The 12,723-nt window shown below is 68.7% G+C and carries 11 protein-coding genes; 4 read left to right on the forward strand and 7 right to left on the reverse strand.

Features of this window, described 5'->3' with window-relative positions:
* Positions 1–68 precede the first annotated feature (68 nt).
* Positions 69–911 carry an alpha/beta fold hydrolase gene (locus MRBLMI13_RS10080; protein WP_042538169.1) on the reverse strand — a complete coding sequence of 281 codons (843 nt, stop codon included), beginning with the start codon at positions 909–911 and terminating at the stop codon, positions 69–71.
* A 96-nt stretch (positions 912–1,007) separates the two neighbouring features.
* Between MRBLMI13_RS10080 and MRBLMI13_RS10085 the strand changes: the two genes are divergently transcribed.
* Both MRBLMI13_RS10085 and MRBLMI13_RS10090 read left to right on the forward strand, forming a co-directional pair.
* Positions 1,008–1,571 carry a TetR/AcrR family transcriptional regulator gene (locus tag MRBLMI13_RS10085; RefSeq protein ID WP_042538167.1) on the forward strand — a complete coding sequence of 188 codons (564 nt, stop codon included), beginning with the start codon at positions 1,008–1,010 and terminating at the stop codon, positions 1,569–1,571.
* Between the two features lie 99 nt (positions 1,572–1,670).
* On the forward strand, positions 1,671–2,465 hold the full coding sequence (locus MRBLMI13_RS10090) for a tryptophan-rich sensory protein (protein ID WP_367822246.1): 795 nt from the start codon (positions 1,671–1,673) through the stop codon (positions 2,463–2,465).
* 109 nt (positions 2,466–2,574) lie between these two features.
* Here MRBLMI13_RS10090 and MRBLMI13_RS10095 read toward each other — a convergent pair whose 3' ends face one another.
* The 6 genes from MRBLMI13_RS10095 to kdpF form a co-directional block, all read right to left on the reverse strand.
* The gene (locus MRBLMI13_RS10095) at positions 2,575–3,246 is read right to left on the reverse strand and encodes a response regulator (RefSeq protein ID WP_367822247.1); all 672 of its coding nucleotides are present in this window, start codon (positions 3,244–3,246) and stop codon (positions 2,575–2,577) included.
* Positions 3,243–5,765: an ATP-binding protein gene (locus MRBLMI13_RS10100; RefSeq protein WP_367823103.1), complete on the reverse strand. Its 2,523-nt coding sequence runs from the start codon at positions 5,763–5,765 to the stop codon at positions 3,243–3,245. Before MRBLMI13_RS10100 ends, MRBLMI13_RS10095 begins: the two co-directional genes overlap by 4 nt.
* 14 nt (positions 5,766–5,779) lie before the next feature.
* Positions 5,780–6,379: a potassium-transporting ATPase subunit KdpC gene (gene kdpC, locus MRBLMI13_RS10105; RefSeq protein WP_042538159.1), complete on the reverse strand. Its 600-nt coding sequence runs from the start codon at positions 6,377–6,379 to the stop codon at positions 5,780–5,782.
* A 103-nt stretch (positions 6,380–6,482) separates the two neighbouring features.
* Positions 6,483–8,633: a potassium-transporting ATPase subunit KdpB gene (gene kdpB, locus MRBLMI13_RS10110; protein WP_367822249.1), complete on the reverse strand. Its 2,151-nt coding sequence runs from the start codon at positions 8,631–8,633 to the stop codon at positions 6,483–6,485.
* A 1-nt stretch (position 8,634) separates the two neighbouring features.
* Positions 8,635–10,314 carry a potassium-transporting ATPase subunit KdpA gene (gene kdpA, locus MRBLMI13_RS10115; RefSeq protein ID WP_367823105.1) on the reverse strand — a complete coding sequence of 560 codons (1,680 nt, stop codon included), beginning with the start codon at positions 10,312–10,314 and terminating at the stop codon, positions 8,635–8,637.
* Positions 10,315–10,331: 17 nt separating this feature from the next.
* On the reverse strand, positions 10,332–10,421 hold the full coding sequence (gene kdpF, locus MRBLMI13_RS10120) for a K(+)-transporting ATPase subunit F (RefSeq protein ID WP_367822250.1): 90 nt from the start codon (positions 10,419–10,421) through the stop codon (positions 10,332–10,334).
* Positions 10,422–11,003: 582 nt separating this feature from the next.
* Here kdpF and MRBLMI13_RS10125 point away from each other — a divergent pair.
* Positions 11,004–12,302 carry an RNA polymerase sigma factor gene (locus MRBLMI13_RS10125; protein WP_367822252.1) on the forward strand — a complete coding sequence of 433 codons (1,299 nt, stop codon included), beginning with the start codon at positions 11,004–11,006 and terminating at the stop codon, positions 12,300–12,302.
* Positions 12,299–12,652 (forward strand): YciI family protein, encoded by a 354-nt coding sequence (locus tag MRBLMI13_RS10130; RefSeq protein WP_056375407.1) that lies wholly within the window; start codon positions 12,299–12,301, stop codon positions 12,650–12,652. Before MRBLMI13_RS10125 ends, MRBLMI13_RS10130 begins: the two co-directional genes overlap by 4 nt.
* The last annotated feature ends 71 nt before the right edge of the window (positions 12,653–12,723 follow it).

The raw sequence follows: 12,723 nt of genomic DNA on the forward strand, positions 1-12,723 counted from the left end.
TGAACTCCGGCATCCCACCGCGTTTCGTCTCGTCGCTGCGCTCCTCGCTCAACGACCGGAAGGAAGGACTACTTGCTGAGGAAGTCCTTCAGCGCGGCGTTGACCTCGTCGGCGTGGGTCCAGAGCAGGCCGTGCGGGGCGCCCTCGACCTCGACGTAGGTCGCCGCGGGCACTGCCTGGTGGAACCGGCGGGCGGTGGCGTCGATCGGCAGGATGTTGTCCTTGGTGCCGTGGAGGATCAGCGTGGGCTTGCCGGCATCGCGCACTGCATCCACGTCGCCGCGGAAGTCCTCGATCCACGACGAGACCACGGCGTAGGCGGCGACAGGAGCGCTGCCGATCGCGACGTTCCAGCTGCCGGTGACGGCCTCCTGGCTGATGCGCGAGCCGAGGTTCTCGTCGAGGTTGTAGAAGTTCTTGTAGAAGTCGGTGAACCAGGCGAAGCGGTCGCCCTTGGCTGCGGCCTCGATGCCGTCGAACACATCCTGCGGCACGCCCTCGGGGTTGTCATCGCGCTGCACGAGGAACGGTTCGAGCGAGGCGAGGAACGCGAGCTTGGCGACGCGGTCGTGGCCATACGTGGCGACGTAGCGGGCGAGCTCGCCGGTGCCCATCGAGAAGCCGACGAGCACGACGTCGCGCAGGTCGAGGGTCTCGAGCACCGTGTTGAGGTCGGCGGCGAAGGTGTCGTAGTCGTATCCGGTGCCGACCTTCGACGACTGACCGAACCCGCGGCGGTCGTAGGTGATGACGCGGTAACCCTGAGCGAGGAGCTCGCGGGTCTGGCGCTCCCAGCTGTGTCCGTCGAGCGGGTAGCCGTGGATCAGGACGACGGGCTGGCCCGATCCCTGGTCTTCGTAGTAGAGCTCGATCGGGGTGCTGTTCTCGTTTCCGACGGTGATGTAACCCATGATCCTGATCCTTTTCGATCCTGTGAGAACGGTCGTTCTCGGCTGATGTTGTCCACTGTAGAGAACGCTCGTTCTCATGTCAAGTACACTGAGGATATGACGGAGCAAACGGTGCGTGAACAGATCCTTGCGGCGGCGGACGAGCTCTACTACCGCAAGGGATACGCGGCTGTCGGCATGGACGAGCTGAGGGCAGCGGCCGGCGTGTCGCTGCGCCGCCTCTATGCGCTGTTCCCGTCGAAGACCGACATCGTCACGGCTGTCCTCGCCCGCAAGCACGGGGAATGGGAGTCGGGACTCACGGGGGCGGTGGCGGATGCCGGGGCTGATCCGCGCGACAGACTGCTCGCCGTCTACGGGTATCTCGAGGACTGGTTCTGCACCGACGACTTCCGCGGCTGCGCCTTCATCAACGCGTTCGGCGAGCTCGGCGGCACGAACCCCGAGGTGGCCAAGATCGTCCGCGACCACAAGGCCTCCTTCCAGGCGTATATGGCGGGGCTCGTGGTCGCGGCCGGGGCGCCGGCATCGCTCGCCGCGCAGCTGTCGATCCTCGCGGAGGGGGCCCAGAGCACAGCCGCCATCGCGGCCGATCCGCAGGTCGCCGTGCAGGCGCGCAATGCGGCCGAGGTGCTGATCGACGCCGCCGTCGCCGCCTGACCGCGGCGCACTCGCGGGATTTAGCTAGCCTGGCTAGCCTTCTCGGATGCCGGTGTCAAGGCTGGTGTGTTCCCGCGCTCACGCGCGTATGGTGCGAGCATGGAATCCCGGACGCAGGACATCGCCCGCCAGTCGATCATCATCGCCTCGGCCACGTTCATGCTGATAGCCGCGGCTGTGGGGTCCGGCGCCTTCGGTGGCACCTCGGTCAGCGAGCTGCAAGACGGAGCGCTCTCGGCGCAGGGGTCGTATCTCGCCCCGGCCGGCCCCGCCTTCTCGATCTGGTCGCTGATCTACCTCGGCCTCATCGCCTACACGGTGTGGGAGGCGCTTCCGCCGCAGCGGGCGGATGAACGTCAGCGCGCGGTCGGCGGATGGATCGCCGCATCGATGATCCTGAACGGGCTCTGGCTCGTGACGGCGCAGTTCCTGTCTCTTCCGCTGACGGTGCTCGTGATCGCACTGCTGCTCGCCACCCTCGCCCGTGTCATCGTGATCCTCGGCCGCAGCCGTGCCCGGACCTGGCCCGAGCGCATCGTGGTCGACGGCGCGAACGGCCTGCACTTCGGCTGGGTCACCATCGCGACCGTGGCCAACACGACGGCGTGGTTCACGCAGATCGCCCCGGCAGCGTGGGCAGACCAGGCGGAGATCTGGGCGGTCGCCGTGCTCGCCGTCGTGCTCGTGATCGGAGTGGCCAGCGCGCTCGTCACTCGGCGCATCGCCCCCGCTCTCGCGACCGCGTGGGGCCTCGGCTGGCTGGCCGTCGGCCGCCTGACCGGCGAACCCGAGAGCACCGTCACCGCCATCGCCGCGATCATCGTCGCGATCGTCCTCGTCGCCGCAGGCGTCTGGGGAGTGCTGCGCCGCCCGCGCGCCGACATCGCGCTCTGATTCAGCGCTCGGTCGCGAGAACAGGACGACCGTTCGAGGTCAGGAGCATCCGGCGCAGATTCTCCTGATCTCAGGCGGTTCTCCTGATGTCAGGCGATCGCGGAGGATGTCAGAGGACGAGCCGGTAACCCATCCCCGACTCGGTGAGCAGGTGTGTCGGTGCGCTCGGTTCGGCCTCGAGCTTCTTGCGCAGCTGCGACATGTACAGCCGCAGGTAGCCGGAGTCGGAGACCTGCTCGCTGCCCCAGATCTCCTTCAGCAGATCCTGCCGAGTCACCAGGGCGCCCGGATGCCGGGCGAGATGCTCGAGCATGCGCCACTCGGTGGGCGTGAGATGAACCCGCGTGCCTGCCCTGGTGACGGTCTTCGTCGCGAGGTCGACCACGACGTCGCCGAATCCGACGGTCGACTCGCCGCCAGCCGGCACCGACCGGCGAGACAGCGCCCTCAGCCGCGCGAGCAGCTCGTCGACCTGGAACGGCTTGGTGACGAAGTCGTCGGCTCCGGCATCCAACGCCTCGACCTTGTCCGCTGATCCGGTGCGGCCGGAGACGACGATGATCGGCACGGTCGTCCAGCCGCGCAGCGCCTGGATCACCTCGATGCCGTCGAGCCGCGGCATGCCGAGGTCGAGCATGATGATGTCGGGGTGCGTCTGCGCGGCGGCGGCCACGGCAGCGGCACCGTCAGCGGCCACGACCACCTCGTAGCCGTGGGCGGCGAGGGTGATGCGCAGCGCCCGCACCATCTGCGGGTCGTCATCGGCGATGAGGAGCTTCACTCCGTCTCCTCCTGCGTGAGATCGGGCTCTCCTGCCAGCGGCAGCGAGATGACCATGGTGAGTCCACCGCCGGGGGTGTCCTCGGGTGTCAGGGTACCGCCCATGCCCTCGGCGAATCCGCGCGACAGCGCGAGGCCGAGACCGAGACCGGTGGTGTTGTCGGTGTCGCCGAGGCGCTGGAAGGGCTGGAAGATGCGGTCGCGATTCTCTGCCGGCACGCCTTTGCCCCGGTCGATGACGCGGATCTCGGCGCGCTCGCCGAGGGTGCTCGTCGACACGATCACCCGACTGTCGGCGGGCGAGTGGCGGTGCGCGTTCGCGATCACGTTCACCAGCACTCGCTGCAGCAGCACCGGATCGGCCGACACCGCCGGCAGATCGGCATCCAATGCCAGCTCCACGTCGTCGGGGCCGAGGCCGAGTTCATCGACCGCCGCCAGCACGGGACCCGCGACATCGAGTCGCATGCTCGAGACCGCGAGCACTCCCGCCTGCACGCGGCTGACGTCGAGCAGATCCGTGACCAGCGACGACAGGGTGGCGAGGCTCTCATCCGCCGTGGCGAGCAGTTCTTCCCGATCGGATGCCGACAGTCTGTGCGCCCCGCGGAGTCCGCCGATCGCGGCGACGGCCGACGCGAGTGGTCGGCGAAGGTCGTGGCTCACCGCCGACAGCAGGGCACTTCGCACCTGGTCGGTCTCGGCGAGAGCGGCGACCTCGCGCGCTGTGGCACGCAGGTCGGTGTGCTCGATCGCCGCCGCGAGCTGGGCGACGATCGCATCGAGCAGTCGCCGGGCGGGGGTGTCGAGGGGCTCGCCGTGCAGCTCGAGCACGGCGGGAGACGAGCCGCCCGCGCCGACCGGAATCGAGGTGGCCCGACCGTCTGGCACGGGTTCGCCGTCGCTCGCCAGCACCTCGCCCTCGGCGGTGAGCAGGCGCACACCGGTGAGGCCGAAGGCCTCGCGCGTGCGACTGACCATCGCGAGCACGGCGTTGTCTCCGCGGAGCACGTTGCCGGCGACCGCGGCGAGGAGTTCGGCCTCGGCGGCGGCGCGCTGGGCCGTGCGGGCTCGCCGTGCGGCCTGGTCGACGATGATGCTGACGAGGATCGCGATGATCACATAGAGCGCGAGGGCGAGCACGTGCAGCGGATGCGCGATCGTGATGGTGAAGATCGGCGAGACGAACAGGAAGTCCAGTGTGATGCCCGAGAGCACCGCCGCGAAGACGGCCGGTCGCAGCCCGCCCACCAGCGCGACGATCACGACGAGCAGCTGGAAGGCCAACACCTCGACCGTGATCGACTCGGGACTGCGGAAGGCGAACATCGCCCACGAGAGCAGCGGTCCGACGATGAGCGCGATCACGAAGCCGAGCAGCTGGCGTCGCCAGCCGAGCGCGCCGCCGGTGATGCGGGGGAGCGCAGCGCGCCCGCCCGCGGCGGCGTGCGTCACGATGTGCACGTCGATGTCGCCCGAGCGGCGGATGACCTCCGACCCGATGCCGGGTCCGGTGAGCGCGGCCGCGAGGCGACCGCGTCGGCTGACGCCGATCACGAGCTGCGTGGCGTCGGCGCCGTGCGCGAACTCGACGAGCGTGCCGGGGATGTCGTCGCCGATGATCTGGTGAAAGCTGCCGCCGAGCGACTCGACCAGTGAGCGCTGGGCGGCCAGTGCCCCCGGGGTCTCGTCGCGGAGGCCGTCTTGTGCGGCGATGTGCACTGCGAGCAGCTCGCCACCGGCCGAGCGTGCAGCGATTCGGGCCCCTCGACGCAGCAGCGTCTCGCCCTCGGGGCCACCGGTGAGGGCGACGACCACGCGCTCGCGCGCCTGCCAGGTGCCCTCGATGCCGTGGTCGGCGCGGTAGCTGCGCAGCGCGCTGTCGACCTCGTCGGCGAGCCAGAGCAGCGCGAGTTCGCGCAGCGCCGTCAGGTTTCCGAGGCGGAAGTAGTTCGACAGCGCCGCGTCGATCCGTTCGGCCGGGTAGACGAGGCCCGCCGAGAGTCGATCGCGCAGCGACTGCGGCGCCAGGTCGACGACCTCGATCTCGTCGGCGGCGCGCACCACGGCATCCGGGATGGTCTCCTGCTGAGTGATGCCTGTGATCTTCTCGACCACGGCGTTCAGCGACTCGATGTGCTGCACGTTCACGGTCGTGACGACGTCTATGCCTGCGTCGAGCAGCGCGTCGACGTCCTGCCAGCGCTTCGCGTTCTGCGAACCGGGGGTGTTGGTGTGGGCGAGCTCGTCGACCAGCGCGATCTCGGGGTGCCGGGCGAGAACCGCCTGCAGGTCCATCTCGCTCAGCGGCACGCCTCGGTGCAGATCGGTGCGGCGCGGCACCTCGGGGATGCCGATGGTCTGCGCCGCCGTCGCCGCGCGGTCGTGAGTCTCGACGATCGCGATCACGACGTCTCGGCCCTCGTCGAGCAGTCGGCGACCTTCGACGAGCATCTCGAAGGTCTTGCCGACACCGGGGGCTGCGCCGAGCAGCACGCGGAGTCGGCCGCGTCGCGGCATCCGCTCTGCCGTCATCAGCCCTCCTGCTCATCGAGCGCGAGATTGAGTTCGGCGACGTTGATGCGTTCTTCGCCGAGGAATCCCAGATCCCGCCCTTGAATCCTAGACTCCACGAGGTCGCGCACCTGCTGTTCGGGCAGGCCGCGCTCCTCGGCCACCCGCGGCACCTGCAGCAGGGCGTAGGCGACGCTGATGTGCGGGTCGAGGCCCGAGCCCGATGCCGTCACGGCGTCGGCCGGAACGGCATCAGGACTCACTCCTTCGCGCTCCGCGATGGCCGCCTGACGCTCGCCGATCGCCGTGACGAGGTCGGGGTTCTCGGGCCCCAGGTTGCTGCCGCTCGAGCCCGCTCCGTCGTACCCGTCACCGGCGGCAGACGGACGCGACTGGAAGTACTCGGGAAGCGCCTCGCCGTCGGCATCCGTGAAGGACTGCCCGATCAGCGAGCTGCCCTTGTCGTCTGCGAGCGGCGAGCCGTTCGCCTGGAACGGCATCAGCAGCTGGCCGATGCCGGTGACCACCAGCGTGTAGCCGACGCCGAGCACGAGGGTGAGCACGAGCATCGCGCGGATGGCGACGCCGGTGGTGCGGGCCACGGTGCGAGAGGAGGACATGAGATGCCTTTCAAAGAAGTCGGTCGTTGAGCGAGGAGCGGGTGACCTCGCCCGGTCGTTGAGCGAGGAGCGAAGCCCCGAGACGAAACGCGGTGAGTCGCGCTCAGAAGCCGGGGATGAGGGTGATCACGAGGTCGATCAGCTTGATGCCGATGAACGGAGCGATCACGCCGCCGAGGCCGTAGACGAGCAGGTTGCGCTGCAGGATCTGCGAGGCGCTCGCCGGGCGATACTTCACTCCTCGGAGTGCCAGCGGGATCAGGAACACGATCACGATGGCGTTGAAGATGATCGCGCTGGTCACGGCGGATGCCGGCGAGTGCAGCTGCATGATGTTGAGCGCCGCGAGGCCGGGGAAGACGCCCATGAACATCGCCGGGATGATGGCGAAGTACTTGGCGATGTCGTTCGCGAGCGAGAACGTCGTGAGGGCTCCGCGGGTGATGAGCAGCTGCTTGCCGATTCGCACGATGTCGATGAGCTTCGTGGGATCGGAGTCGAGGTCGACCATGTTGCCGGCCTCCTTCGCTGCCGACGTGCCGGTGTTCATCGCGACGCCCACGTCGGCCTGGGCGAGCGCCGGGGCGTCGTTCGTGCCGTCGCCTGTCATCGCGACCAGGCGGCCGCCCTCCTGCTCGCGCTTGATCAGTTCGAGCTTCTGCTCGGGAGTCGCTTCGGCGAGGAAGTCGTCGACCCCTGCCTCCTTCGCGATCGCGGCGGCGGTCAGCGGGTTGTCGCCCGTGATCATGACGGTGCGGATGCCCATGCTGCGGAGCTCTTCGAACCGCTCGCGCAGGCCGTCTTTCACGATGTCCTTGAGGTGCACGACGCCGAGCACCTCGCCGATGCCCTCGGCAGGCTTCACGGCGACGACCAAGGGGGTTCCACCGCTCGACGCGACGCCGTCGGTCAGGGTGGTGAGCCCGGCATTCGAGTCGAGTCCGAGCCAGGCGCTGATCGCCGAGCCTGCACCCTTGCGGATCTGCGTGCCGTCGGGCAGGTCGAGGCCGGACATGCGGGTCTGTGCGGTGAAAGGCACGACGACGGCTCCGACCGGCTCCTCGACCTGGATGCCGTGAGACGCGGCCAACGCGACGATCGACGCGCCCTCGGGCGTGGGGTCGGCGAGGGACGCGAGGGCGGCGACGCGCAGCAGCTCCTCGGGGTCGACACCCGCGAGCGGCAGCACCTCGTGGGCCTGTCGGTTGCCGTAGGTGATGGTGCCGGTCTTGTCGAGCAGCAGGGTGGTGACGTCTCCCGCGGCCTCGACCGCGCGTCCCGACATGGCGAGCACGTTGCGCTGCACGAGGCGATCCATGCCGGCGATGCCGATGGCCGAGAGCAGGGCGCCGATCGTCGTGGGGATCAGGCACACGAGCAGGGCGATCAGCACCGGGATGCTGACGGGCGAGGCCGCGTACGACGCGATCGGGTTGAGCGCCAGCACCACGACGACGAACACGATCGACAGACTCGCGAGCAGGATGTTCAGCGCGATCTCGTTGGGGGTGCGCTGACGGCTCGCGCCCTCGACGAGGGCGATCATGCGGTCGACGAACGTCTCGCCGGGCTTCGAGGTGATGCGCACGACGATGCGATCAGACAGCACCCGTGTGCCGCCGGTGACGGCGCTGCGGTCTCCGCCGGATTCGCGGATGACCGGCGCGCTCTCGCCGGTGATCGCCGACTCGTCGACGGTCGCGATGCCCGCGACGATGTCGCCGTCTCCGGGGATCAGCTCTCCCGCCGCGACGATCACGATGTCGTCGCGCTGGAGCTCGGCCGACGAGACGTCGACGGTTTCGGAGCGCTCTGCCGTGGCATCCGCACCGGCGTCGTACCGGACGACCTTGCGTGCCATGGTGCTGGTGCGGGTCTTGCGCAGGCTCGCAGCCTGGGCCTTGCCGCGGCCCTCGGCCACCGACTCGGCGACATTGGCGAACAGCACGGTGAGCCACAGCCAGATGGCGATGCCCCAGGTGAACGGCGCGGGCACCGGGGTTCCGCCCGAGTCGGCGGGGCCTCCGAGGAAGGGCTCGGCGATCGCGAGCACGGTGGTGAACGCGGCGCCGACCCAGACGAGCAGCATCACGGGGTTGCGCACGAGCGAGGCGGGGTTGAGCTTGCGCAGCGCGCCGGGCAGAGCCTGGGTCAGCTGCGCCCAGCCGAACGCTCGGGGCGGTTCGGTCGAGGCGGATGCCGCGGCATCCTGCTGTTCCGACGGCGTCTCGGAGGGGGTGGTGATGAGGGTCATGTCAGACGAGTCCTTCAGCGAGGGGTCCCAGTGCGAGCACGGGGAAGTAGGTGAGTGCCGTGATGATGACCGTGACGGCCGAGAGGAGGCCGACGAACTGCGGTCGGTGCGTGGGCAGCGTTCCGGTGTTCTCCGGCACGCGCTGCTGCGCGGCGAACGATCCGGCGAGGGCCAGCACGAGCACGATCGGCAGGAAGCGGCCGAGCAGCATCGCGATGCCGAGTGCGGTGTTGAACCACGGGGTGTTCGCGGTGAGGCCGGCGAAGGCCGAGCCGTTGTTGTTCGACGCCGAGGTGAAGGCGTAGAGCACCTCGCTCATGCCGTGCACGCCGGGGTTGAGGATGCTGGTCGCCTCGACGTCCGCTCGGATTCCCGGGATCGCGAAGCTCAGGGCAGTGCCGACCAGCACGAGGGTGGGCGTCACGAGGATGTAGAGGCTCGCGAGCTTGATCTCCTTCGGGCCGATGCGCTTGCCGAGGTACTCGGGGGTGCGGCCGACGAGCAGTCCGCCGACGAACACCGCGATGATCGCGAGCACGAGCATGCCGTAGAGACCCGATCCGACGCCGCCGGGGGCGACCTCGCCGAGCATCATGTTGAGCATCGGCATCATGCCGCCGAGTGCCGTGTACGAGTCGTGCATCGAGTTGACGGCGCCGGTCGACGTCAGGGTGCTGGCGCTGCCGAAGAGCGTGGATCCGAGGATGCCGAAGCGCGCCTCCTTGCCCTCCATGGCCGCCCCTGCGAGTTCGGGAGCGCTGCCGCGGCCGGCGAGCTCGAGGGCCGAGAGAGCGAAGGTCGAGACCAGGAAGATCGTTCCCATGACGGCGGCGATCGCGTAGCCCTGGCGGTTGTCGTCGATCATGCGGCCGAACGTGCGGGGGAGTGCGAACGGGATCACCAGGATGAGCAGGATCTGCAGCAGGTTGGTCCAGCCGGTCGGGTTCTCGAACGGATGCGCCGAGTTGGCGTTGAAGAAGCCACCGCCGTTCGTGCCGAGCAGCTTGATGGCCTCCTGTGAGGCGACCGGCCCACCGGGGACGGTCTGCGTGCCCCCGGAGACAGTGGTCACATCGGTGAAGCCGGCGAAGTTCTGCACCACGCCGCCCGCGATCAGGGCGATCGCGCCGAGCAGCGCGATCGGCAGCAGGATGCGTCCGAGCCCGCGGATCAGGTCGACCCAGAAGTTGCCGATCGTGGTCGAGCCGCGACGGGCCAGGCCGCGGATCAGTGCGACGGCGACGGCCAGGCCGACGGCGGCCGAGACGAAGTTCTGCACTGTGAGGCCCGCGAGCTGCACGGTGTAGCCCATCGTCTGCTCGGGCGAGTACGACTGCCAGTTGGTGTTCGCGACGAAAGACGCGGCGGTGTTGAACGCCAGCCCCTCGGGCACGGCCGGGAGTCCGAGCGACTCGGGCAGGAAGCCCTGCAGACGCTGCAGCCCGTAGACGAGCAGCAGGCCGACGACCGAGAACGCGAGGACGCTGCGGGCGTAGGCACGCCACGTCTGCTCGGATGCCGGGTCGACGCCGATCAGACGGTAGATGCCCCGCTCGGCCTTCAGATCACGAGGGGTGCTGAAGACGTGCGCCATGTAGTCGCCGACGGGGCGGTAGAGCAGCACGAGGGCGACGATCAGGACGGCGGCCTGGAGAACGCCGAACCAGAGTTCGGCGTTCATCGAAGAGCCGGCGCCCATCAGAACTTCTCCGGGGTGACGAGAGCCACCACGAGGTAGACGACGGCGGCCACGGCGAGGGCGGCGGCGATGATCTCGAAGACGATCACAGTCGTTCCACCCCCTTCGCGACCAGGGAGACGAGGGCGAACAGCGCGAGAGTCAGCGCGATGTAGATGATGTCGAGCACGAGACTCGATACAACTCCCGTGCGGACCGGCATATGGCGATCCTCACGCTTTGCCTACGGGGGCGTGCGGGATGCATGCGAGTTGCTCACGTTCCGAGGTCGCGTGGACTTTTTCGCGCCTCGATGTCGCATCCCGCCGTCGTCGTTCGTGGTGCAGGTAGGAGGCGACCGTTTCGGGTGGTCTCGCAGATGAGAGGCACGGTGACGACGTGTACAACGATCCGATGATGGCGAGTGTTCTCTACCGGCTGGAGGCAGAGGAGGCAGAGCAGGCCATCGAGCGGCGCCGCGTCGCCCTCGAGCATCCCGGCATGATCAGGCGGCCGTCGCTGTGGACTCGCGCTCGCCGCCTCTGGACGGGCGGCCCTTCTCGCCGACGCCGTGAGCGGCAATGATCATGGTGACGGCTGGTTCGCTGCAGATCCTGCTGGTTCGACCGGATGGAGAGAGCACAGATGACGCGATGGGGCGGCGCCCACGGGTCTCGTCCCGGAATGACGCGATGATTGCGGATGCCGGGCGGTCGCGACGCGCTGACATCGACGTGCGCGTCGCCCAGGTGTACCGCGAGGAGTGGGCGAGGATCGTCGCCGGTCTGACGCGGCGCTGTGGTGATCTCGGGCTCGCCGAGGAGATGGCCGCTGAGGCGTTCGCCTCTGCAGTCGAGCGGTGGCCGGCCGAGGGCGTGCCACCGAATCCGGGCGGATGGATCACCACCACCGCCTATCGCAAGGCCATCGATCGGCTGCGTCGGGAGTCGTCCCGCGACGCGAAGCAGCGGGAGGCACTGATGCTGCACGATCCCGAACCGCCCGAGCCGACCGGCGCCATCGACGACGATCGGCTGCGCCTGCTCTTCACGTGCTGCCATCCGGCGCTGTCGCTCGAAGGGCGCGTCGCCCTCACTCTGCGCGTGGTCGCCGGCCTCACGGTCGAGGAGATAGCGCGAGCCTTCCTGATGCAGGAATCCGCTGTGCGGCAGCGCATCACACGAGCGAAGTCGAAGATCAAGACCGCGCAGATCCCCTATCAGGTGCCCGCGCCTGAAGATCTGCGCGTGCGCATCGACGGGGTGCTGGCGGTGCTCTATCTCGTGTTCAACGAGGGCTACTTCGCATCCGGCTCCGAGATGCCGGCGATCCGCACCGAGCTGACCACCGAGGCGATCCGGCTCACCAGACTCGTGAGAGAGCTGCTGCCCGACGACGCAGAGGTCGCGGGGATCCTGGCGCTGATGCTGCTCAGCGAGGCGCGCTCACCGGCCCGGATCACGGCGAAAGGCGAGCTCGTGCGGCTCGATGAGCAGGACCGCGGGTTGTGGATTCGTGAGCTGATCGACGAGGGCCTGTCGGTTCTCGACCGACTGCGCGGGGCGGTTACCGGTCGCTACACGCTGCTCGCCCAGATCAATGCGGTGCATGCGGCGGCCGTGGATGCTGAGCTCACCGACTGGCAACGCATCGTCGAGCTCTACGAGCAGCTGGAGCGCGTCGACCCGAGTCCGGTCGTCACCCTGGGCAAGGCCGTGGCGATCGCCGAACGGGACTCACCACAGCAGGCGCTGGTCATCGTCGAGTCGCTGCGCGATGCACTGGCGGACTTCCATGGCTTGCACGTGACTCGGGCCGAGCTGCTGCGCGCGGCGGGCAGACCTGCAGATGCCATGGACGCCTACAACCGAGCGATCTCGTTGGCGAGCAACGACGCCGAGATCGCCCACCTGACCCGGCGCCGCGATGAGATCGCGGTGCCACTCGTGCCCGGACCCGCCGGGACCACGTCGAACGGAGAGAGCAGATGAGCAACAAGTACCTCGTGATCCACATGACCGACCCGACTGGAGGCACGATGCCGCAGGGAGAGGATCAGCGCCTGCTCGAAGACTGGGCCGAGGAAGGCGACGCGGCCGGCCGGCTGGGCGACGGTGCACCCGTAGCAGGCCCTGAGGAGGCGAAGTCTGTGGCTGTGCGAGACGGCAAGGTGCTCGTCACCGACGGTCCGTTCCCCGAGTTCAAGGAGTGGTTCGCGGGCTACGACATCGTGACCGCCGAGTCGATCGACGAGGCCGCGAGCTTCATGGCGAAGCATCCCACCGCCGTCATGGGGCGGGTCTACATCCTGCCGGTGGTGAAGCTCCCCTGGGACGAGTGACCACACCCGGCTGACAGGCCGCGAGCCGGACGCTCACCGGATCACACCCCCACCGGATCTACACTCAGCGA

It is taken from the genome of Microbacterium sp. LMI13-1-1.1 (genome assembly GCF_040815625.1).
GTDB lineage: Bacteria > Actinomycetota > Actinomycetes > Actinomycetales > Microbacteriaceae > Microbacterium > Microbacterium forte.

Bases quoted from the DNA above. Each gene is read 5' to 3' on its own strand.
- MRBLMI13_RS10100 (WP_367823103.1), bottom strand. From the start codon at position 5,765: ATGCCGCGACGCGGCCGACTCCGCGTGCTGCTCGGCGCAGCCCCCGGT.
- MRBLMI13_RS10125 (WP_367822252.1), top strand. From the start codon at position 11,004: ATGATTGCGGATGCCGGGCGGTCGCGACGCGCTGACATCGACGTGCGC.
- MRBLMI13_RS10130 (WP_056375407.1), top strand. From the start codon at position 12,299: ATGAGCAACAAGTACCTCGTGATCCACATGACCGACCCGACTGGAGGC.
- MRBLMI13_RS10090 (WP_367822246.1), top strand. From the start codon at position 1,671: ATGGAATCCCGGACGCAGGACATCGCCCGCCAGTCGATCATCATCGCC.
- kdpA (WP_367823105.1), bottom strand. From the start codon at position 10,314: ATGAACGCCGAACTCTGGTTCGGCGTTCTCCAGGCCGCCGTCCTGATC.
- MRBLMI13_RS10085 (WP_042538167.1), top strand. From the start codon at position 1,008: ATGACGGAGCAAACGGTGCGTGAACAGATCCTTGCGGCGGCGGACGAG.
- kdpB (WP_367822249.1), bottom strand. From the start codon at position 8,633: ATGACCCTCATCACCACCCCCTCCGAGACGCCGTCGGAACAGCAGGAT.
- kdpC (WP_042538159.1), bottom strand. From the start codon at position 6,379: ATGTCCTCCTCTCGCACCGTGGCCCGCACCACCGGCGTCGCCATCCGC.
- MRBLMI13_RS10080 (WP_042538169.1), bottom strand. From the start codon at position 911: ATGGGTTACATCACCGTCGGAAACGAGAACAGCACCCCGATCGAGCTC.